The organism is Arthrobacter sp. MOO21, assembly GCF_057369995.2.
In genome coordinates this window covers 4,127,834-4,150,527 of sequence record NZ_CM170671.2, presented here as the reverse complement: position 1 = coordinate 4,150,527, position 22,694 = coordinate 4,127,834, and the positions used below count along the sequence as shown (strand labels likewise).

General features: G+C 60.6%; 18 protein-coding genes and 1 pseudogene. 17 read left to right on the top strand and 2 right to left on the bottom strand.

The features are described 5' to 3' along the window. The first annotated feature begins 299 nt into the window (after positions 1–299). The 4 genes from AC2JAJ_RS19330 to AC2JAJ_RS19315 all read left to right on the top strand — a co-directional run bounded on the left by AC2JAJ_RS19330 (position 300) and on the right by AC2JAJ_RS19315 (position 4,117). Complete coding sequence (locus AC2JAJ_RS19330; RefSeq protein WP_478221833.1) at positions 300–833, top strand: recombinase family protein; 534 nt, start codon at positions 300–302, stop codon at positions 831–833. Between the two features lie 442 nt (positions 834–1,275). Beyond that, a complete protein-coding gene (dprA, locus tag AC2JAJ_RS19325; RefSeq protein ID WP_478221832.1) occupies positions 1,276–2,184 on the top strand; it encodes a DNA-processing protein DprA in 909 nt (302 codons plus the stop codon). A 571-nt stretch (positions 2,185–2,755) separates the two neighbouring features. Beyond that, positions 2,756–3,781: a DUF4192 domain-containing protein gene (locus AC2JAJ_RS19320; RefSeq protein WP_478221831.1), complete on the top strand. Its 1,026-nt coding sequence runs from the start codon at positions 2,756–2,758 to the stop codon at positions 3,779–3,781. A gap of 183 nt (positions 3,782–3,964) precedes the next feature. Further along, positions 3,965–4,117, top strand: coding sequence for a hypothetical protein (locus tag AC2JAJ_RS19315; protein WP_350005427.1), 153 nt, complete (start codon positions 3,965–3,967; stop codon positions 4,115–4,117). 112 nt (positions 4,118–4,229) lie between these two features. On the opposite strand, the gene AC2JAJ_RS19310 is transcribed toward AC2JAJ_RS19315, so the two are convergent. Then, complete coding sequence (locus AC2JAJ_RS19310) at positions 4,230–4,553, bottom strand: hypothetical protein (RefSeq protein ID WP_478221830.1); 324 nt, start codon at positions 4,551–4,553, stop codon at positions 4,230–4,232. A 1,256-nt stretch (positions 4,554–5,809) separates the two neighbouring features. Between AC2JAJ_RS19310 and AC2JAJ_RS19305 the strand changes: the two genes are divergently transcribed. The 13 genes and pseudogenes from AC2JAJ_RS19305 to AC2JAJ_RS19245 all read left to right on the top strand — a co-directional run bounded on the left by AC2JAJ_RS19305 (position 5,810) and on the right by AC2JAJ_RS19245 (position 20,739). Further along, positions 5,810–6,958, top strand: a complete 1,149-nt coding sequence (locus AC2JAJ_RS19305) for a ParB/RepB/Spo0J family partition protein (protein WP_478221829.1) — start codon at positions 5,810–5,812, stop codon at positions 6,956–6,958. Between the two features lie 397 nt (positions 6,959–7,355). Further along, complete coding sequence (locus tag AC2JAJ_RS19300) at positions 7,356–7,991, top strand: tyrosine-type recombinase/integrase (protein WP_476742003.1); 636 nt, start codon at positions 7,356–7,358, stop codon at positions 7,989–7,991. Positions 7,992–8,115: 124 nt separating this feature from the next. Then, entirely contained in the window at positions 8,116–8,631 is a 516-nt protein-coding gene (locus tag AC2JAJ_RS19295; RefSeq protein ID WP_486414835.1) for a hypothetical protein, read from the top strand. Between the two features lie 31 nt (positions 8,632–8,662). Continuing rightward, positions 8,663–10,381, top strand: a complete 1,719-nt coding sequence (locus tag AC2JAJ_RS19290; protein ID WP_486414836.1) for a tyrosine-type recombinase/integrase — start codon at positions 8,663–8,665, stop codon at positions 10,379–10,381. Between the two features lie 577 nt (positions 10,382–10,958). Beyond that, a complete protein-coding gene (locus AC2JAJ_RS19285) occupies positions 10,959–11,294 on the top strand; it encodes a hypothetical protein (protein ID WP_476742001.1) in 336 nt (111 codons plus the stop codon). A 44-nt stretch (positions 11,295–11,338) separates the two neighbouring features. After that, on the top strand, positions 11,339–11,554 hold the full coding sequence (locus AC2JAJ_RS19280; RefSeq protein WP_486414837.1) for a matrixin family metalloprotease: 216 nt from the start codon (positions 11,339–11,341) through the stop codon (positions 11,552–11,554). A 23-nt stretch (positions 11,555–11,577) separates the two neighbouring features. After that, positions 11,578–12,138 (top strand): hypothetical protein, encoded by a 561-nt coding sequence (locus AC2JAJ_RS19275; RefSeq protein ID WP_476742000.1) that lies wholly within the window; start codon positions 11,578–11,580, stop codon positions 12,136–12,138. Between the two features lie 218 nt (positions 12,139–12,356). After that, positions 12,357–12,785: pseudogene (locus AC2JAJ_RS19270) on the top strand (hypothetical protein); the annotation flags it as partial. A gap of 282 nt (positions 12,786–13,067) precedes the next feature. Further along, on the top strand, positions 13,068–14,618 hold the full coding sequence (istA, locus tag AC2JAJ_RS19265; protein ID WP_486414823.1) for an IS21 family transposase: 1,551 nt from the start codon (positions 13,068–13,070) through the stop codon (positions 14,616–14,618). Then, positions 14,608–15,396 carry an ATP-binding protein gene (locus tag AC2JAJ_RS19260; protein ID WP_486414752.1) on the top strand — a complete coding sequence of 263 codons (789 nt, stop codon included), beginning with the start codon at positions 14,608–14,610 and terminating at the stop codon, positions 15,394–15,396. The genes istA and AC2JAJ_RS19260 overlap by 11 nt, the downstream gene beginning before the upstream one ends. 155 nt (positions 15,397–15,551) lie before the next feature. Further along, positions 15,552–16,706, top strand: a complete 1,155-nt coding sequence (locus AC2JAJ_RS19255) for a tyrosine-type recombinase/integrase (RefSeq protein WP_486414838.1) — start codon at positions 15,552–15,554, stop codon at positions 16,704–16,706. Between the two features lie 158 nt (positions 16,707–16,864). Beyond that, positions 16,865–19,018: a tyrosine-type recombinase/integrase gene (locus tag AC2JAJ_RS19250; RefSeq protein WP_486414839.1), complete on the top strand. Its 2,154-nt coding sequence runs from the start codon at positions 16,865–16,867 to the stop codon at positions 19,016–19,018. A 119-nt stretch (positions 19,019–19,137) separates the two neighbouring features. Beyond that, a complete protein-coding gene (locus AC2JAJ_RS19245) occupies positions 19,138–20,739 on the top strand; it encodes an LA2681 family HEPN domain-containing protein (protein WP_486414840.1) in 1,602 nt (533 codons plus the stop codon). A 498-nt stretch (positions 20,740–21,237) separates the two neighbouring features. Here the strand turns inward: AC2JAJ_RS19245 and AC2JAJ_RS19240 are convergent, their stop codons facing one another. Continuing rightward, a complete protein-coding gene (locus AC2JAJ_RS19240; protein ID WP_486414841.1) occupies positions 21,238–22,611 on the bottom strand; it encodes a hypothetical protein in 1,374 nt (457 codons plus the stop codon). Positions 22,612–22,694: the final 83 nt, after the last annotated feature.

Genomic DNA, 22,694 nt, shown 5'->3' with positions numbered 1-22,694 from the left:
TCCATTTTGAAAGCGAGGTTTGCCGGAGTTTTCGAATCCGTCCCCTAGCCGGTACCCGGTCGGCCAGGTCTGAGGGGAGCCGGTGCCTCAAGAGGTACTTGTCACATCGCTTTGTTCTCTTATCTTGTCGTCTTATAAAACAACAGTTTTTCAAGACACTGTCTCCGGCCCTTCGGCAGGGCCAGGGGCGGTGCGCCGGGAGGCGGAATAGCCGTGTCGTCGACGTCTCGTAAAGGCGTCTCGCGGGTAAATCGTCTCGCCGCAGGTGCATCGGGGGATTTTCGAGTCAGAATTGCTTTGTGAGGCTACTGGGTTACACCCGGGTCAGTACTTCCAGCCAGGACGACCAGCTGCAGCTGGATGCACTGGTCGCCGCCGGTGTGCAGAAACGCGATGTCTTCACCGATACGACTTCCGGTAGCAAGACGGCGATCGAACGGCCCGGAATGAAGAGACTCCTCGAGTATGCCGAGGAAGGCGACACCGTGGTTGTGTGGCGGGTCGACCGCCTGGGCCGGTCGCTCATCGACGTCCTGAACACGGTGGCCCTGCTCCGCGGCCGCGGTGTCCAGATCCGGTCCATCTCCGATGGCATCGATCCTGCAACCTCGACCGGCCGACTGATGCTGAACATGCTCGCCACCCTCGCCGAGTATGAGCGCGAGCTCATTGTCGAGCGGGTCAACGCTGGCATTTCCGCAGCACGCCAGAACGGCACACGCTTCGGCCGGCCGCTGTCCGACCCCACCGTCATCGCGGACAAACTCGCGATCGCCCAGGACGCCCGCGCCAAGGGCCGCACCGCCGAAGACGCCGCCCGCCTCGTTGGCTGAAGCCGTGCATCGCTCTACCGCCACCAGCATGCCCGTGCTGCACAAGAGAGCACCACGACCTAGCCCCGAAACTACGCGCTGCCTGAAGGCTTGGGTTTTCCGGCCTCGCCGGCCAGCACCCAGGTCCAGTTGTACGGACCTCGCTTCGCTCGGGCTGTAGAAGCATTTTTCTGCTTTTTGCTGCTGTCCTGCGGATCGTACGTGCCCGCTCCACCGGCTCAACCGTCCTGCGGACGGCTGCGCAGCCGATGCCTTGTGTCGGCGCTTCGCTTATTTCCTCCCACAATCCATCCGCTGCTTGCCCTTCGGGTTGCCCCGGCTCCGTCGGGCACAGCTACGCGTTGCTCCGCCAGCAGGCAAAAAACGCCCGGGGGAGTGGGGGAGCTGGCCGGTCACCAAGGCCGCCCGCTCACCGGATCCTCAGCAAAGGACGAGAGAAACCATGAACGATCGCATTGCACGCGCCGCCCTGACCCGCCTCTTCGAACCCGGCGACCGTGTCGGTCTTGCCCTCGTGGGCAGGCTCGGCGCGTACGCCGCACTGAGGCTTGCCACCGGCGCCCAACCCGCCCACTCGCTTCAGGACGTGACGGCCGAGGAACTGTCAGGTGCGTTGAAGCGCTGGGCGCCCCGCGTGCCGGACCTGGACCCGGAAAAGGACCTGGCCACCATCGAACGTCTGGGCGGAGGGTTCCTTATCCCGGGGGATGAGCACTGGCCCGAAGGCCTGGACGACCTGCCCGACGCCCCGTACGGGCTCTGGTACCGGGGCAATATCGACAACGGCATTCCAGCACCTTTTAAGTGTGTGGCGCTGACCGGTTCCCGCGACTGCACGAGTTACGGCGCGTCCGTGACAGGGGACATGGCGTACGGGTTGGCCCAACGTGGAGTCTGCATTGTCTCGGGTCTTGCCTACGGCATTGATGCGCACGCGCACCGGGCCGCTTTGGCCGGAAGCCAGGGAGAGGGACCTGCGACCCTCGCGGTGTTGGCCGGAGGCCTTGACCGGGACTACCCGTCCGGTAACGCTGATCTCGCGGCTGCGATCCGCGGCAACGGCCTCACCCTCTCAGAGCTCCCGCCGGGTTCCGCCCCCACCCGGTACAGGTTCCTGCAGCGGAACCGCATCATTGCCGCCCTGGCCGGAGTCACGTGTGTCGTGGAAGCCCGCTGGCGCTCAGGGGCGCTGAACACGGCCCATCACGCCGAAACCATCGCCCGGCATGTCGCGGCCGTCCCCGGGAGCGTGCACAGCGCCAACTCGGCAGGATGCCACCGGCTCCTGAGGGAAGGGGCGGCGGTGCTGGTGTCCGATGCGGCCGAGCTGGCCGAACTCCTCGCAGGCTAGTTCCTTTGAAGGTGGCCGTCCCCTTTATGGGGGCGCTCACCGCGGGCGGTCCGCCGTCGTGGCCGGCTTGCGCCGTGGGTTGGCCGCGGCGGACCGCCCTTTCGCACACGCAGTGCCGGCGGCCCGGGGGCGCGCGGCCACCGAAGTCTGAGACACCGTTTAGCGGATCCGAGGTGCTGAGGGAGGGTTCGCGGGGCTCACAGGAATGGGCGTCCGCTGGCGCGGCCGGCTATGGGGCCAGTGCCGGCTCCGCAGGGCTCCGCCGCCCCTGTCCCTGTCTTGTCTTCGACATTTTGGCTGCTGTCCTGACGGATTGTACGTGTCCGCTCCGTCCCGTCTAGCCCCTCCTCCGTCGGGGCCCGCGGAGCACGAAATTCCCTGCGGCGCTCCTTCGTCGCTGATTTCCTCCGGGAATTTCCCGCCCCTTGCCCTGCGGGTAGACAGGCCTCCGTCGGCCACAGCTCCGCAAGCTTCGCCAGCAGCCAAAACAACAAAGGGGGGAGCGGGGACGCTGGCCGGTCACCAAAGCCGCCCCACCCACCATCATCCTCAGCAAAGGACTCTCAAAACCATGACTGATGCAATCCGCATTTCCAGCCCCGCCGACATCCTCGGCTTCATCCCGCACTCCCTCGGGTTCGTACCGCGTGAATCCTTTGTGTTCCTGACGATGCGGGGCAAGACGCTGGGCGCGACACTGCGCGTCGACGCCCCCGCGTCCGACGAACCCGCCGGTTTCGCCCGCTCCATGGTGGACTATCTCGCACTGGACACGCAGGCCACGGCGGTGCTGCTGGCCATCTACACGGCCAGCACCCCCGCGCCCAGGCAGCCCCGCCCCTTTCACGACCACGTCGAAGCCGTCATCGACGCGCTGGACAACGCAGGCACCCCGCTGCGGGACGCATGGCTGGTCACCGCGTCGCACTGGCGGAACCTGCTGTGTGACAGCGACGCCGGGTGCTGCCCGCCCGAACCGCTGGAATCCATCACGGACGGGCAACTGAATGCGGAACTGGTGTTCCGTGGCAGCAGCTACCAGAAGACGCCCGGCACCACTTACGCACCGTTCGCAGGCCCGGCAGACAGGGAGGCGCAGATCCGTCACGCGCTCCCGGGAGTGCTCGGCGCGGAGCTGGCTCCGGGGCGGGAACTGTGGGCCCAGGCACTGACCCGGGGCGGCTGGTTGGACCAGCAGACCGCGGTGGAGTTGCTGGCGTGCTTCCAGCGCCCCGACCTGCGCGACACCTTGTTCTGCAACGTGATCGACCCGGAGCTGCCGGACGCCGAGGGAAGCGGGAACCTGCTCGTGGGGGAGGGGATCACCCCGGACTGGGACCGCGTGGATCGGGCACAGGAAACCGCCCGGGACCTCATCGACGCCGCGCCCGAAGGGTACCGGGCGCCCCTGCTGACCCTGATCGGCTGGCTGGCGTACCTCAAAGGCCAATCATCAGTAGCCGGAGACCACTTCAAGCTCGCCCTGACTGACACGCCGGGGTACCGGCTCGCGGAACTGATGGACCAGCTGGTGAGCAGGGGAACCATCGCCCCCGTCGCGAAGAACCAGGACACCGCCTACAAGCGGCACCGCTAGGCGGGTGGGGCCGGGCCGGGGAACCGGTCCGGACCCCGTTGGGTGCGGTGGCGGCCTCCCCCGCGTGCGCTCCTCCGGCCGCCGATCACGCTGCCGCGGGCGCAGCTCCAGAAGCGGGCAACGGCCGGACGCCGGGCTACAGTGGAAAAGGAACACGATCCACTAAGAGCCTGGGGGCAGCACATGAGTCACGAGTACATCCTCACGGACGATGACGCCGCGCCCGCCGATGCCACCCTCGCGCAGGACATCCTCGAGCTCTCGATGTTGACCATGCCCCAGGCAGGCGCCCCCATCGTCGATATCTCCTGGGAGAAATCCCCGCTGGACCTATAAGTTTCCTGCAGCGAAGACGCTGTGGCGCTGGGTTTCCTTTTGCTGAGGGAAAAAATGAGGCCGGCCCCAAGGGGCCGGCCTCATTTACTTCCAGATTGCATTACTTGTCGTGTCAGCCTTTAAGGCTGGCCTCAGGGATGTCGGAGAACCCCGAGTGATAGCCGCTGTACCCGGCGAAACCGGGGTATCCGGGGTATCCCGCGTAGCCTGGATAGCCTGGATAGCCGGGGTAACCACGGTAGGGCTGAAAATCTCGCGTGAGTAGGCGGTTTCCCACGACCGTTCCCAGGTAGTTTCCTTCCTTGTCGGCAGCATCGTTATCGCCCCAAGGGAACCAACCAATCCAATTCCCGCTCTTGTCGAACAGGAACCTGTCGGTTGGATGGCGCCGGAACGCGATGGGGTTGCCTGTGCTATTGAAGTAGAAGACCGTCAATTACTTTCCCTTGCCCTTCTGGGAGAGGGCACTGGCGGCAGCTGTCTTGGAAGCTGCGCTGGCGCGACCGTCCCTTAGGACCTTGCTTGCGGCTGTCGCTGCTTTACTGCTGGTCTGTTTGGTGTTCTTTGGCATTACATTGTCCTTGCTCGGCTGTATTGGGTCTTCTGGGCCGACAGCGTCGAGTGACCGCTGTCGGCCCAGAGTTGGCGACTTTTATCGCCGGACGGGGATGATTCGGATGGTCCGCTTGATACGGACCCGAATCCTTTGAGTAGCCACTGCTACTCTCCTTCCCAGGACCGCCGGGTGCAGAGGAACGCTAGCTGCCGATTGGATTGACAGGCCACAGACGCACTCGTAGTCTGTTGTGAACGTTCCGGAGCTATGGAAACGACACAAAACAATTCCCTGGACTTTGACGCAGGCAATTTGCCTGCGAGGCATTGGTCCCTATTTGTTTGTAAAAGAAGCGCATGATCGGTTGCACCCGATCGTGCGCTTCTGTCGTAGAGAACACCATTGGGATGAGCTCTGCGTCAACACTACATGTAGTGCAGACGCCTCTTCGGAACCCCAAGATGATGTATTACAAGTATGTCATTTAATGCACCGTTAATCCACAGGTAGGACCCCTCAAAAGGCCCGGAATCACGCTGATTTCGCGGACGGAATCCACACCCTGTGGAGTAGTAAGGCACATTTTAACGCCCAGCGTGTTGAGGAAAAGACGGTGTGTCTAAAAGACTGGAATCACTCGCTACGAGCAATTCAGCTCCTATCCGAATGTATTGTTTTCGCGTTCGACTGGAGTCAGCCAATCCTTTTTACCGCCACCAGCAGGCACACGCTGGCTCGGTGCCCGGGCATCAAAGATCGGGCCTCGCTTCGCTCGGGCTGTAGAAGCGCTTTTCTGTTTTTTGCTGCTGTCCTCCGGATCGTACGTGCCCGCTCCACCGGCTCAACCGTCCTGCGGACGGCTGCGCAGCCGATGCCTTGTGTCGGCGCTTCGCTTATTTCCTCCCACAATCCATCCGCTGCTTGCCCTTCGGGTTGCCCCGGCTCCGTCGGGCACAGCTACGCGTTGCTCCGCCAGCAGGCAAAAAACGCCCGGGGGAGAGGGGCCGCCGGTGGTCAGCACCCGCAGCCACTTTCCATCCGCTTGACAGACATAGAAGCGTCGGGGGGAGAGGGGAGCTGGCCGGTCACCTGAGCCGCCCCACCCACCGAACTTCTCGGCAAGAAGGAGCAACACCATGAACGCAACACCCACGCTTGAAATGCTCGACCCGGCAGCCCTGACCGTGGACATCAACGTCCGCAAGGACGCCGCCCTGACCGCTGACTTCGTCGCCAGCATCAAGGAACACGGCGTGATGGAACCCGTGATCGCCCACCGCAAGGACGATGGAACCGTCCACGTCCTGATGGGCCAGCGCCGCACCCGCGCCGCCGTCGAAGCCGCCCGGACCCTGATTCCGGTCATGATCATCGAGTCCCCCGAGGAAGCAGAACGCATCGTCACGCAGGTAGTGGAGAACATCCAGCGCGCCGAACTCACCGAAGCGGACGAAGCGGACGCCTACCACCAGCTGTCCCTAATCGGTGTCTCAGCCGCCGCGATCGCCAAAAAGACCGGACGGACCAAGACCACCGTCGAAAGTGCCCTCAAAGCCAAGTCCACCGAGACGGGAGCCGCCGCCCTGGGCAAGGGATACACCATCGAAGAAGCCCTGATTCTGGCCGAATTTGAGGCGGACGAGGACGCGACGGCCGAACTGGAATCGGTCATCATGGACGAACCCGACATGCTCCTGCACGTCACCCAGCAGCTGCGCGACAAGCGCGACCGCGCCGCCGCGCTGGCCGCACTCACCGCCGAACTGGAAGCCGCCGGAACCATCGTGGTTCCCGAATGCGGGTACGGGGAGGACAGCGAAACCCTCCGCGTTACCTCGCTGAAAAGGGCAGATGGGGAACCGGCCACCGACGAGGACGGCAACGCCGTCTACATCGAGACCGACTACCGCGGCGAGCACTCCGCCGTCCCCGTCGTGACCGGCTGGAAAGACCTTGGCTTCACGCTCCGCTACTACAGCGGCTACGGCACCTCTTCGGCCCCCAAAGGCCCCATGACCGAGGAACAGAAAGCCGAACGGAAGACCCTGATCGAGAACAACAAGCTGATGCAGTCAGTCCTGTTAACTGAACTTCATCGTAGAGTCTGGATCAGGGTTCTCCGGAGAGGTGGTTCTCGTGGACGAAGTGCGGCTCAAACTACTCGAGGGACAGATTGGCCTTATGGCGATAGGCGTAGTGGTCCCAAGAACGGAGGGCCTCTTGCCCTACGTCGTCATCGACGACAAGGGGCAAGAGATCGAGGACTTCTCAGTGTTCCTCCGTGATCTCGTTCTGAGCGATATGAGCCCTTTGACCGTGCGCTCTTACGGTAATGACTTGCTCAGGTGGTGGCGTGTTCTTGGTCTGCTCGGCGCTGGATGGGAGCAGGCGACTCGTGCGGAGGTCGAGGTCCTTGTGGGGTGGATGCGGTCCGCTGTGAATCCTCAGCGGCGGGGGACCGGTAGCCGGGGGAGGAATTCGCGCACAGGTAAGCGTCCCTTGCCCGGGGGCTATGCTCCGGCAACGATCAATCACGCCCTTACGGTGCTTTCGTCCTTTTACTCCTACCACGCACGATTCGGTCGTGGACCCCTGATAAACCCGGTCCCTGAGGCTGCCGGGCGGAGACGCATGGTTCATCACGGCCGGACGGAAACAGCGCCACGGGCGAATCGGGCTCCTTTGCGGCAGAAGAAGTCCGAATGGCTGCCCCGTTCCATCCCGGATGACCTTTTCGAAGATTTGATGGAGGCTCTGCGGACTAACCGTGATCGTGCCCTGGTGAGTATGTATGTGTCCTCCGGCGCCCGGGCGAGTGAGCTGCTCGGCGTCCACGGTGATCAGATCGACTGGGCCGGGCAACGCGTATGGGTCGTATCTAAAGGATCCCGTGTCCTGGAACCTGTGCCTGTCTCACCGGAATCCCTGCAGTATCTGACCTTGTACTTCCATGAGCACGGAGTTCCGAGGCCAGATGAATTGATCTGGCGGGCGCTCCATGGCAAACCGCGGCCGTTGACATATCACGCTGCCCGCCGGATGCTGCAACGGGTGAATGGCGTGCTGGGTACAGATTGGTCACTGCATGACTTCAGGCACACGACTATCAACCGCATGGTCTCTGACCCGAATCTGACCTTGCCTGAAATCATGGCCGTGAGCCGGCACCGACAAGTCTCCTCGATGGCTCCCTATTTACGCCCTCGGGTCGATGAGGTCTTCCAAAAAGTACAAGAGCACATGGCCTCTCCACGGCCTCAATCAACGCTGACCCCGGGCTACGACCCCGACGATTTCTCAGTGGTGTTCGGTGCCTAAGGCCCTCAAGCGGCCACAACAGCGGCCGGTAAACGCAGCTGTTCCCGGCAGAACCCGGAACCAAACCGTCATCATCGCAGCTCCTGCGCCGAGACCGGAAATTCCGCCATGGCCTCGCGGTGACTTGGACACGGCAAGCCCCGAGAGCATCATCGCCTTGACGGACACGATATGGCCGCGCAAGCAGCCACGTGAATCACTGCGCCACCACGGGCTGAAATGGCTGCTGTCCTATCTCGTGAGGCACTCCGGACGGACCTGGCAGGAGAAATGGATCTCGTCGGGGTTCAATGATGGTCACCGCAAAATACGCGAGCTGACCACGGGAAACTTCCGTCTGGACGGCGAGCTGGGGCATTCTCTGATGCTGCTGTGCTGCCTGCGTGTCATTCGCCCTTCGCTGGAAGCCTTCAAAATCAACTCGTTCGTCCGCTACCACGAGCATTTTGAGCAAGCACAAAACGATTCCGATCTGGACCGCTTCCTTGCCCTGGTTGAACAGCAGGACACATCTGATCACTTCAAACGCTGCGCCCGGATGGATGTGGCATCAGCACTGACGACGCAGGGAATCCGGTTCGCTGACCTGAGCGCGGAAGCATTGCTGCACTACGCTATCGCCACGCGGCGGCGGGTATGAAACTCACGTCGGTTACCTTGCCTGGCGGGTGATGTCCGAATCCGGGCACTTTCCCGCCCAGGTCCCGCCAACTCTCCGCGCGGCGATGCGATCCCCGGCCCAGACGCCGGCTGAGTTGGTCGACAAGCACAGCGTCACTAATCCGGACATCCGCGACGTCTTCGTTGCCTACCTGACCCGGCGCAGCCACGACATCGACTACGCCACCTTACGGGACCTTTCAGAAGACATTTGCGGGAAGTTTTGGACAGGCCTCCAAAAGATCAACCCCGGCCAAGCGACCTTCGTCATCTCACAAGAGAACTACGAAAGCTGGCGGGCGGTTGTCGCTGTCCGCCGCGATGGAAAGCCACGCCTTCAGCTCGAAGCCGTCATGACGAATATCAGGGCCTTCTATCTCGACCTGCAGGGCTGGGCGGCCGAAGAACCAGAACGCTGGGCCCGATGGGTAGCGCCGTGCCCGATCGCTGGCAGAGAGACCCGGACGCTGGGCAAAGCCGCCCGCCGCGCAAAAGAACGCATGGACGCTAGGATCCGCCTCCTCCAGCCAGTACTCCCGGCATTCATCGCCGCCGCCACAGAACGCAAAGATCACTTCCAGGAACTTCTGAAAGCCGCCGGCGAAACCCGCAAAGACGAGATCATTACCGTCGGCGGCAAACAGTATCAACGCCTCTACACCGAGGGCGACGCCAGGCACCGCCGCTTCCATGGAGTATCGAACGTCCGCGTGCTCGACCTGTCCACCAACCGCAAGATCAATGTGACGTTCACCGAGGATGGCGTGTTTTGGCAGTGGGCGGCTGTTGAGACCTTGAGGCATACCGGCCTCCGGTGCGACGAACTGCTGGAACTATCGCAGCTGAGCATCCGTCAATACATCCGGCCGAACGGCGAAATCGTCGCACTCCTGGTCGTCGCTCCCTCAAAAAATGATCGGGAACGAGTCATCCCCATGAGCCCCGACCTTTTCCACGTTATCGCCACCATCATCCGGCGCCTGACCAGGAACAGGGAGAACGTGCCACTGGCGACCCGCTTCAACCCATCGGAAAGAGTCACCAGCGAGCCGCTGCCGTTCCTCTTCCAACGCACGATCGGACAACGCACCGAGGTAATCAACGCGGGAACGCTCCGAGATGAACTGGCCAAACTCAGCGACGCCGTCGCCCTCGACCATCCCGAGCTGGGCGGTTGCCGGTTCACACCGCACGATTTCCGCCGTCTTCTGGCCTCTGACCTGGTCAATAACGGCCTACCCATCCACATCGGCGCCGCACTTCTGGGACACCTCGATATTCAAACAACCCACGGTTACGTCACGGTCTTCCGGGAAGACGTCGTTAGGCACTACCAAAAACACCTCGCCGAGCGGCGCGCCGCCCGTCCAGCACGGGAATACAAGGCTCCAAGCAGGACCGAATGGGCTGAGTTCGAAGAACACTTCGACAAACGCAAAGTGGAGCTCGGGGACTGCGCACGACCCTACGCCACCCCGTGCGAACACGAGCACGCCTGCATCCGATGCCCCATGCTCCACGTGAAGCCTGACATGGTCTCCCGGCTCGACGAGATCCACATCGATCTCATAGCGCGCCGCGAGCTGGCCCACGCGAAAGGCTGGCTGGGGGAGATAGAAGGCATCGAGCTAACCATGCAGTTCCTCAAACAGAAACGCGCCGACGCTCAAAGACTCGGTGGGTTCGGGCAGACGATGCTAGGTATCCCAACAATCCGATCTGAGAAGTAGCTAATTCGCCGCGCCAGGGGGCGGAGCTAGCCCAAAAATCTCCGATACTCGGCACAGACCCATATACGGGTTCAACACTCGGCAAGCTGGTTCGGGCAACCGCCGGCGAGCCCAGTGAACCTCTGGATGCTCTCCAGGCTAGAGGTGTCAGGGATCGAGGCGTTCACTCACGAACTGCAGTCATGTAAAGATTCGACTGAATATTTTTAAAGCTATTGTGCCGCGGCATCCAGTGGAATATTCTCACCCCATATCTCATACAGAGGTATCCGGGGGGAAATTGGGGGAGAACATTTCAGGCAACGATGCCGGATAAACGCGTGTAATTCGCAAGAATCCTCTGCTTCAGGGGGATGGCCAGAGCTACTACGCCGAGATCCAGCCTTCGAGACGAAGCTGGTCCATGCACTCATCGACCTCGAACTTATGGGGTATCCAGAACTTATTGATGTCTGCTGATTGCGGAACTTGTTGGATTCAATTCCACCTAAATTCCATTTGTTGGGCCATATTTGCCTGCCTGCCAGAAGTGAGGCACCCACTGCACCCGTCTTCATTTGAGGAAGGAATTATGCACGTGGCAATCAGAAACAAGCGTATTTTGGGCCTAAGAGGGATGGCAGCCGGATTGGCGATATTTCTGGTATCAGTACTGGGAATGAGTCCGGCTCAGGCCTACTCACTTGAAGGGGTCCGATGGGAGAACACGCCCACCAGCGGGTGCTGCGCCTACATCAGCGTGCAGTATCAGCCGAACATGTACGGCATTAATATCACCGGCTGGGACAACGGGCGCTGGGCGTGGAATGCCAGCCCGGACAACCTCTATCTGAACGCGGGTAGTGGTGCGCTGACTGTCGACGACGCTTACAGCTCTACCGTCGGCTGGGACGGTATTACCTATTACGCCTGACAGGGTGTTCAACCGGGAACTGTTTCAGCTATGCCAATGCCTATTTGAACTATTACTACACGTCGGGGTATTCGGCAGCCACCATTCAGGGAGTCGCCGCGCACGAGTTGGGGCATGCAATCGGACTTGCTCACACTAATGGCTGCGTTTTGATGACTCCCAACACACCCACGCGTAATTCCTGCGGGTTTACATGCCCACCGCGGATGACAACAACGGCTCCGTTGCCCTGTACTAACACGATCGACCCAAGAGGATGATGAAAATTATGAAGACTCACTCCATGAGGATGCTGGTGACCGGGACGGCATCAGCAATGGTCGCTATCGCTGCTGTCTCAGGCCTGGTCGGCTGTTCGAGCACACCGGGAAACACAAGTGCGACTACATCTGCCCAAACGGTCGGAATGGACGCCAGCTGGGCTGAGGCCTACAACAACCTGGGCGATCTCAAGGCGCATAGTGCGGTCGCGGTCCGGGGCAGCTTTACGCGCGTCATCGGACAGTCAAGCATCAAGACCATTCCGGTTACTGATTTCGAATTTACCGTTGAACAGGTGGTCCACGACCCGGGAAATATTGTGGCTGTTGGAGCGAAACTGACCGTACGCCAGACTGGCGGACTCGTGGATGGCGTCCTTCACCAAACCGATGATGACCCGCTGTTCAAGGTTTCAGAACAAGTCTTGTTCCTGAAGCAACCCGAACCCGGCCTCTTTTACGTGATTGGAGGACCGTCGGGAAGATTTGAGGTTGCCAACGACAAGGTCACCCCATTCGCTCCTGGTGGGGTGAAATTCACCGGGACAACCGCAGAATTTGCAGCTGCGGTAAGAAACTCCTAACCGCCGGAACCACAAGGCCTGACCATGCCCCCGACAACAAAGAGTCAGGGGTATGGTCAGGCTCCACAGGACAATTTCGCGTGCGACTGCCCTTGACCGACCCGGCTCGAGGCAAGCAGTCACACGACCAGAAAGCCCCGTTCTCAAGACCCGTTTGATGGCTGCAGAAAGTGATATGTCGCTGCGCCTGAGCCGAATCCATGCCGGTTGCAAAGTGCAGAGAAGCTACGACCGTCCGGCGGGAGTGGGTCAAGAACCTGCTGGCGAAGAAGCAGGCCCCCAAGGGCTGGCAGTACTTCACCCTGCACGCGATCACCCACCACTCCGAAACCGCCAGCGGTTACGAAGGGAAGGTGGCTGCAGAAATGGTCGGGGCGAAGGTCGAAGAATCCAACCAGTGGGCGTGGAACCCGCTCAGGGACCACGTCGCCAAAACGACAACCCGGCCGGAGTTTGGACTGATTGCGCTGATCTGCGCCGGGTATGAAAAGACCATCCAGAAAGACTCGTGGCGCTCACCGAGCCAAACCCACCGGGACTGCCTGAACCAGCTGGTCCTGTGGGGATATGTTGACCGGACTAAGAGCGTTTGCTTTTGGACGGCCAACGAACGATGGAGTCACGGATATGGGTGTGCGCAGTCATGACGGTTTCGATGAGGATCGTTCTGAAGGCCGCGTCCAAGCGATGTAAGCGGCAACTTTAAACTGACCGGAGACGGCAAAACTGGTTGACCGTTCGCGGCAGTGGTTTTGACCAGCGGCGGCAAGCATTTTTGGACAGCAGTAGGCCACGGTGTGTGGCTAGGCGTGCTGGGATTCCTCTTGTCCATCCCTCGTGTCGTTACGGGGAGAGCCCCTTCCTTCCGCGGTGAAATGGCGATGCCAATCGTCTGTGTTTCACCCGTTGTGGGAAGGAAGGGGCTCGTTGTGAAGTCTCCAGGAGAGTTCATGGAAATTTTAGCTGCTTACGATTTAACCCGGTCGTACCGGGATGCCGCGAAGATCTGCGGCGTCTCACACAACACGGTCCGCTCTTATGTGAAAGCCCGCCAGGACGGTGCGCAGGCGCCGGTGGCCCGGCAGCGCGGCCGGATGACTGACCCGTTCCTGCCACAGTTGATCTCCTGGGTCGAGCAGTCCCGCGGGAAGATCCGCGGCGATGTGGTGCATGAGAAACTTGTCGCTTTGGGGTTCACCGGGTGTGAGCGGACGACCAGGACCACGCTGGCTGAACTGAAGGCGAAATACCGGGCCCGGAACGTGCGTGTGCACCGTCCTTGGACTCCTGAGCCGGGTCTGTGGCTTCAGTATGACTACGGCGACGGACCCGTCGTTGACGGGGTGAAGACCGTGCTGTTCGTGGCCTGGCTGGCCTTCTCCCGGTTCCGGATTGTGATTGCTTTGCGGGATAAGACCATGCCGAGCGTGTTCGCCGCCCTGGACAGGGCGTTCCGGCTGATCGGCGGGGTTCCGACCTACATTTTGACGGATAACGAGAAGACCGTCACGGTCGAGCACGTCGCCGGGGTCCCGGTCCGCAACCATCAGATCGTGGCCTTCGCGAGGCACTATTCAACCTCGCTGCAGACGTGTCTGCCGGCGGACCCGGCCTCGAAGGGCGGGGTGGAGAACGCGGTGAAGATCGCCAAAGCCGACCTCGTCCCGAAAGAGACCAATCTGCTGCCCGAGTACCGGTCTTTCGCCGAGCTGGAGGCGGCCTGTGAGGTGTTTATGGAGGAGGTGAATTCGCGGGTGCACCGGGCCACTCTTGAGATCCCGAAGGACATGCTCCGGGTTCTCGAACAGCCCCGGTTGCACCCGGTCCCGGCGACCCCGGTGACGGCGAGTTTCGGCCATACCCGGCAGGTCCCGCCGAACATGCCCATGATCACCTTCCAGCAATCCCGGTACTCCGTCCCGCACACCCTGATGGGTCAGATGGTGTGGGTACGGGGCACCGAAACCGAGGTGATCATCGTCCACGTCGGGGACTCCGGCCCGGTCGAGGTCGCCCGGCATAAGCTCACCCGCCCCGGCATCCCCGCGATCATCGAGACCCACTTCCCGCCCGCCCCTGCAGGGGCCCTGGAACGGGTGATCCGCCCGACGAACAAGGCAGAGGAGGAGTTCCTGGCCCTCGGCGCCGGCGCCGCGCTCTGGCTCAAGGAAGCCGCCGCCGCGGGCACCCAGAAGATCCGGCACAAAATGGAACGCGCCGTCACCCTCGCCAAGGTCCTTGGCGCCGACGAGGTCGACAAGGGCCTGGGAGCGGCAGCGGTGCACCAGCGCTTCACCCACGAGGACCTGATCTCCATCGTCAACACCGGCAACGGGAAAAGCCACACGACCGGGGCCACCCACACCGTCACCGACCAGGGCCGGTGGCTGAGTCAGGGCACCAGCGCCTGGGCCAACTTCGGCACCGCCCCTAACACCACCAGCGATGAAGACTTTGAAGGAGCCATCGATGAGCGCTAACACCATGACCCCGCCCCTGGCTGACGCGGCGGTGGAGAACGTGATCGCGCTGATGCGCACGACCCGGATGCCGCACGCCCGCGCTGTGGTCGCCGAGGTCCTTGCCACCGCGAAAGCCCAACGCTGGGACCCCACCGAAGTCGTCCGCGTCCTGCTCGAAGCCGAAGCCACCGGCCGGAACGCCTCGATGCTGGCCACCCGGCGCAAACGTGCCGGATTCCCCACCGGGAAGACCTTCGATGTCTGGGACGAAGCCCTCTCCACCCTGCCGGCTGCAACAACGTCGTTCCTGCGGACCCTGGAATGGGTGCGGCGGCGGGAGAACCTGATTGCCTGCGGGCCCTCCGGCACCGGCAAGACCCTGCTTCTGGAAGCCCTCGGCCAACTGGCCATCGATCAGGGCATGTCCGTGTCCTGGCTCAGCATGGAAGACCTCGGCGCTCTCGTGCGACGGCACCGCATCGATGACAGCGTCAACAAAGCCATCACCCGCGCCACGAACGTGGATTTGATCTGCATCGACGACATAGGCCTGCTGCCGGTCTCCGCCGACGCAGTCGAGGGCTTCTACCGGGTCGTGGAAGCCTCCTACGAAAAGCGGTCCCTGGCGATCAGCTCGAACATCCACCCCTCCGGGTTCGATGAGCTCATGCCCAAAACCATCGCCACCGCGACCGTGGACCGGCTTCTCCACCACGCCCACCTCTGCCAAACCAGCGGCGAGTCCGTCAGGCTCATGCAAGCCCAAAACGGGAAAGGAACCCGCCCGATGAGCTAACCCAAAACCCCGGTCAGGCGCCCCAAAACCCGGCACGCCCGGGGCGCCTGACCCTGTCCAAAAATACTTGCCGCGACCGGTCAAACACCTGCCGCCAGCGGGCAAACCAACCTGCCGCCACCGGTCATTTCTAAGTTGCCGTTGACAGAGCGATTGTGGAGGCGCCATATTGGCTAGTCAGCGATCACGCTGACCGGCCTATATCGAGCGTCCAGCAGTATCTGGAGGACTTCTGGGCGCGGGGGATGAGCTCGTCCAGCGTGGAGTCTTATGCACGGGACCTTCTGAGATGGTTCCGTTTTCTGCGGGGTTCTGGAAAGGAATGGAACCGCGTGACCCGCGACGATGTCCGGGAATTCGTGACGATGCTTCGGGCATCCACGAAGAAGCCGGCGCGGCCACGGCGGCCGGTGCCAGCCGTCAACGAAGTGTCGGGCAAACCCTACCTGAGCGATCAATACTCCCCACGAACCATCAACCACAACCTGTCAGTGCTCTTCGCGTTCTACGACTTCCACCGGCGAGCCCTCACCGGACCATTGCGCAATCCAGTGCCAGAGCGCGCTGGCTATTACGGCCGTTTCGGAGCTCACCACAACCCGGAAGAGGAATTCCGACAGGGACCTCGAGCTGACTACCGTCAAAAGGTCCCCGTCCAAGCACCCCGCTCCATCCCCGATAAGGCTTTCGAGGACCTGTTTACGAAGCTCGGGACGGACAGGGACAGAGCCTTGGTCGCCTTCTATGTCTCCAGCGCCGCAAGGCCATCGGAGCTCGTCGGACTAACCAACGGAATGGTCGATGTGGGGCAACAATGCATCTCGGTCGTGCGCAAGGGCACCGGAGCCGTCCAGCGGATCCCCGCGTCCAATGAGGCCCTCAGATGGTTCCGGCTCTATCAGGAATCGCTCCCAGCAGAGCTTCTCCGGCCAGGGGCCGCCGCTTGGTGGACTTTACGAAAGCCCTACCGGCCGCTGAATTACGAAGCGGCCAGGGGCATTCTTCGCCGTGTGAATACTGCCTTGGGTGCTAACTGGACCCTCCACGACTTCCGCCACACGGCCGCTATCCGGATGGCACGAGATCCGAACGTCTCTCTCACAGATGTCCAGGCAGTCCTTGGACACGTTCACATCACCACGACCGAAGCTTATCTGAGGCTCCGGGAGGACGAAGTCATCGAACGGGTGAACCAGCACTTCGTCTTGCGAGCTGCAGCAAAACGAAATCCCGAGACTGCTCCCGCGCACCCATCGCCATACTTGGCCGCAGACATGACCGAACTTTTTGGAGGTAACGAATGGCAATAGTTCGGGACTATGTCCCCTCACCGCCCGCTCCCGCACGGACCACGAAGCCGGAAAACGACCCGCGAGACTGCACGCCACGCCTTTCCTTGGCAACCCAGGATGAACTGATTGAACGCACAAAGAGCCTCGCTGGGGCCGATGCAGTCACAGTCCGCGGCGTGAGCGTCATCCTCAAGGCGTTGAATGAATTCGAGGGACACACATGGCAACAGCGGTGGCAAAACGCGGGGTGCCAGGACCCTGGGCATGACTGGAAAGACCGGCTCGGCAGCCCCTGGAAAGGGATTTACTTGAACCGGGCGGCATTCGAATCCGCGAATGGAATCGCAGACCTCATAGCCTTGGACGTGATCCGGCCTAGCTACACCTGGCTTCGAGAAGGATCACCGAGGCTCCACCGGATCCGGTTGAATAGGCATCCCGACTTCTTCGCTCAGATGACCGAACATGGAATCTCGCTGCGGATAAGACCGTCAAACCTCGAAAACGGCCTCACGGTCATGACTAAAGTGCTGGCCCATACCGGAGCGCACCTGCAGGAACTACGTCCGGAACATTTGCTTGGATTCAGGGATTACCAGATCGGGCGGGGCCAAAAACCAGACGGCCTCACCTATGCCTGGTCCATGCTCAGAGATCTCGGAATCTTCGACTCCACCACACCAGGACTACTGCAGGCCGTCGCCGGCCGGCGGCCTTCCGTCCACGAAATGGTCGACTCCTACGGGATCCGAAACCAACCGGTGAGAGACATGCTGGTGCGTTACCTCCAGATCCGAGAACCATCGGTGGACTATTCCACCCTTCGCTGGATGGTCTACGAACTGGTCAAGAACTTCTGGCTAGACATCGAAGCCCACAACCCCGAAGCCAACAGCCTGCGCATCAGCTTCGAGGAAGGCAGGGCTTGGCTCAACCGATTCACACACGGATCCATCTCAACCAAGCACCGCACACTGTTCATCGTCAGGGGCCTATATTTGGATATCGCATCATGGGCCACCGAAGGCGCCTACTGGGCCCAATGGGCTGCCCCTCCGTTCCTGACACGTGAAGATACCTCCGGGGCCACAAAGCACAAACGGCGAACCCAAGCCCGAATCCATCAAAGGATCCGGGATCTGAACCCGCTGCTGCCAAAGCTACTGACCAGTGCCGCCCAGGAACTCAAAAATGCGCAAGCACTCTTGGCCGCAGGAACAGCCGTCGACCAAGGGCAGGAATTCGAACATCAAGGAATCACCTACCGCCGCTGCGAGATGAGGCGCAGAACAATTAACGCACCACGCGGCTCAGGCCGAGTCTGGGTCGTAGGCGGCCCCTACGAACGTCGCTTTGACCTCACTCAGCTCGAGGACAACTGTTTCTGGAGCTGGGCGCTGATCAACACATTGAACGAGACCGGCGTCCGCATCGAGGAACTAGTCGAGATCACCACTCACGCTTTCTCCATCTACCGACTGCCCGAAACTGGGGAGGCGCTTCCCCTTCTCCAGATCGTCCCCTCAAAAACCGACAGGGAACGGATACTTCTCATCTCCCCGGAACTCGCGCACGTCTTCGCACTCGTCAAGAGACGAATCGCCACCACCGACGGACGCGTGCCCCTGGCAGTCCGCTACGACGAAGCCGAGCGCGTCTACAGCCCGCCGCTTCCGCACCTATTCCAGCTACACACCGGAAGTGAACGCCGAACCATGTCACCCACCTGGGTCAGGATCGCCATCAAAGACGCCGTCCGCAGGGCCGGCATCACAAATGCGAACGGCGATGACTACAAGTTCACCCCCCACGATTTCCGAAGACTTTTCGCCACATCAGCCCTATCTGCTGGTCTGCCCATACACATTCTCGCCAAGCTCCTGGGTCATCAGAACATCTCCACAACCCAGGGATACGCAGCCATCCATGATGAGGAAACCCTCCGCCACTTCCGCAGCTTCCTCGACAGGCGCCGGGCACTGCGGCCAACCGACGACTACCTTGAACCCACGGAAGCCGAAATAAGCGAGTTCCACGAACACTTCAAAAAGAGAAAGGTAGAACTTGGCAGCTGCGGACGAGCCTATGGGACACCATGCATACACGAACATGCCTGCATACGATGCCCCATGCTCCGTCCCGACCCAACACAACGACCCCGGCTCGAAGAACTTATACAAGCCCTTCGGGACCGGAAGATAGAAGCCGAAGAGCGCGGATGGCTGGGCGAACTCGAAGGTATCGAGATCAGCCTCGAAGCCGCCCAGGAAAAGATAAGCCAGATGGTCAGGCAGGTATCGCTTGGAATGCCGGTTGTCCCCTCACCGTGATGGTGCGAGCACCGCCCACGGTCACGGCAACTAAAACTGACGGTCGCCACCGATACTGTTTAGCCATCTGACGCAACTACGTCGTTCGGGATCATCAGGTTCAACAGGGGGGAAACAGCATGGAGAACCGCGAAGGGCGCCAGAAATTTGAGCAATTGACCCGCGATATTAGAGAGTGCTCGAGATGGATGTGGCAGCCAAGGGTGGCCATGCAGAAACTTGACGCCATCCACACGGGATTACAGGAACTGATTGCTTCCGAAAGCGCGGATCCCGGGAAGTGCATGAGGATGCTCCTGCACCTATCGTCGCTGCGGATAGATGTCGCAAGTGAGGCATCCGACGTGGACGAAATAGATCGTGGAATGGCATGGGCTCAGGACGTACTTGACGGAGAGAAGGTGGATGAAGGCTCCAAGGCTTCGGCAGCCTACAACCTCGCAAATGCATTGACATCGATCCACTATTTGGCATGGACGGAGCACCGCGCAAAACCCGAAACGAAGGCAGGCAAGCGAACTCCTTTCCGATTGAAAGAGCGCGAGGTTGTCCGTCGCACGCGCGTTCTAAATGCCCGCGCTGCCAACAGTCCGGATCTGAACGGGCCCGCCCGTTCGACAGCCTTATGCAACCTGGGTAACTCGTTGGACGAATCCGGACGATGGGTTGAGGCATATCACTGTTACGCGGACGCCTTGGAAGCGGATCCAAACAACGGCAATGCTGCGGGAAACGCGGCAGGGCTTCTGCGTCGCCGTATCAACCTTGGACACGGCTTGTTAGGGCACTACGCCGCGGTCTATGACTTCTACCTAAAAAAGGCGAAGGATTTGCGGAGGCAAACAGTAGCAATCGCCGGAGAGGAAACGGCTCAGCGCTGGGACTCCCTCGAGCTCACCGAAAGCCCTGGGCATGTCAGCCATGAAGGCGACAAACTAAACGACTACCAAAGGTGGATCAAACAGCACAGGCTGGCCCTGGCTTTGGCTGTCGAAGGCCTAGGCTCGGACGAGCCTAGGTGGGATACAGCCGGCCTTGACGGCGTTACCGTCCGCCTCGGTGAGCCGGATCCTCCACCCATCTTTTCCTCCATGAACGTGCTCAAAGCAGAGTTTCTCACAGTGCGCCGGCTTGCGTTCAATGGGGAAATGATGCTGTTGGAATCTCTGTATCAGCAGCACCCAGAGGACACGGGTTGGTACGCCGATACCCTTGATTACTCTCTGTATGGAGAGCCTCCGGCGATGCTGATACTTGCCCAGCGAGCTAGCCTCGACCTTTTGGACAAGATAGCGGTTGCAGCGAATGAGCACTTTCAAACGGGCCTGAATCCCGGGAACATCACCTTCCGCAGCTACTGGTTCGACAACGGCTCTGGTGCCATTAGGAAGAAGCTCCCGCTTCCCGTTAAGGGGTATGGCGCAGCGATCGCGCTAGCTGAGCTTTCTTTCGACATTTGTCCGGAAGGGCTATATCCGGCTGCACAAATGCTGCGGAACGCCGGCACTCATCGTTTGGTTCATCTAACCCATGGAGAGGCCACGGGCGTCACAGAGGACACGCATAGCACAGTCGACTTCCTGGAGTTGATTCATGCCTGCCACGAATCACTTAGGGTGGCCCGTGCTGCCTATATCTATCTGATTGATCTCGTTAATGAGAAGGAATCCGATGAACAAAGGGAACAGCTGATGAGCCTTCCCCTTCCTGGACAGATGTAGAGCGCCTGCCCCTTTAGAATTTTCAACTGCGGCGTGAAGGGCTGGCGCCTCATTATGTGCTGGCTGGTGCCTGGCGAGTTCTAGGGGCGCTCAGACGTTGACGATGACCCGGTAGCCCGAAGAGCTACACCGCCTCCGAGACTGAACAGATCATCATCGACAAAGGCAAAAAAACGATGACTGACGCCGCCTAAAACATCCCCTTTGCCGGGCGGCGAAAAAACCGCCCGGCAAGGCACCAACCTCTTTCGGAGGGCCAGGAACCTCGCAAGAGTGGGGCGGTCCGCCGCCAGGCCAAGATACAACAGCACTCACCGGCGGCGGACCGCCGCTCAACGCGACACAACCCCCAGAACCAATCCACCGCGGAGCCAGGAACAAGGACGATCCCGAGCTTACGGCAGCACCACCACCGACAATTCAGCTACGCTGAAACCTTTGCAGAGGGAAACCAGGCAGGACCGGCAATGCCGGTCCTGCCTTTATTTTACAAGGGTTTCAGGCTTTCGTCTGGAGGTATCGGTCTCCATGCCAGCGGAGAGTGAATGCCAGAAACGGCTCGACAATATTGACGGTCTCTGGCACCTCGTTTGGAGCGTACTCGAAGACGGGTTGTACGGATCCAGCTGAGGGGTCTTCCTCTGTTTCAGCTGAAATGGTGACTTCCTCTTCCTCATCAACCTCGGGGGGAGCGTCCTGAAGCGATGTGGCCGCTATGCCGGTCATGTGGACAAGCTTCGTGGTGATTTGGACCTTCTTTATGTCGGTTCCAGGTGCAAGTAGGGCTATGACCTCCTGCTTTACATCCTCAACCGTCATTGAGAGTTTAGGTCCGAGGGCCTTCATGGCTGCCAGAAGGACCTGATAGCCGTCCAGCTGTCGCCCGTCATGGAGTGGAAGTACGTTTCGAGGCTTTCCCCGAGATTTGGGCCCTCGGGCAATCTTCTCCAGCCAGGCCAAGGCTTGCTCATCCGTGATGGTGGTGAAGAAGCCGCCCCAGTCGCCGTCGGGTGAGGCCAAGGGCACTGGCCATCGTTCAGTTTCCAGGACTTCATTTACGTCTTCGCAAAGTTCGAGGCAAAATCGCTGCATCAATTCAGGGCTGCCGTAGCTCTCTTCAGCGAGCCGGTCAGCAACGACACCACCAGGGTCTGTAACATTCAGTGCCTTGAACCCCTTGTGCGCAATTTCCAAGAGCTCATCCTTTGACCATGCTTCAACGCTGATGGTACGCGTCCGGCCGCCAATGTCTGCGACACCGGTGAAAGAATCACGTTTGCGGTGGGGAAGCGTAATCAGGATGGCGGGAATGCCGGCAAACACAAGTGGCTTGAGTGCACGGATTATCTCGGTCCGCACGGCAGGGTCCACAAAATGGAAGTCATCGATGACGATGCTGTGAATACGTCCGGCACTCTTTAGGTCTTGGAGAGCTCTTACCACCGCCTGGTCTTGGGGAATGTCTACCGACCATCCATCAAGCAGCGTCCTCCCGTGGTCACCCCCAATATCTGAAGCGAGGCTTCCAGGCCCGACATTGATCTTCGCCTTGATACTCCATTTAGCTACGTCGCTGGTGGATTTCGATCCCGTCTTCGTTGATGGGATGTTCAACTGGACTGCCAGTTTTGTCCAAAATGCCTCAATGTCGGCCAGCCACTGCCCTTCCAGCCACAGTCTGTCCGCGACCACCTGTCCGACCAATACGGTTTTGCCCATTTTGGTTGGCCCGACCACTGAAACTATATTTCCGCCCCGGCGGACCTCTTTGGCGAGTTGTGTCTCTGCAGCCCGGTTTTCACGGTGAACATAGGTCACAGATGATGCCTTGCCCGGGCTGAAGACCTCGGTAGTTTTGTACGTTTGTCCCATGGGCTACGAGAGTACCGGAGCACGTGCTGTTCTTTGTCCTGCTGAGTTCCTCAGGGGCCTATGAGTCAAACCGCAAAAGGCGC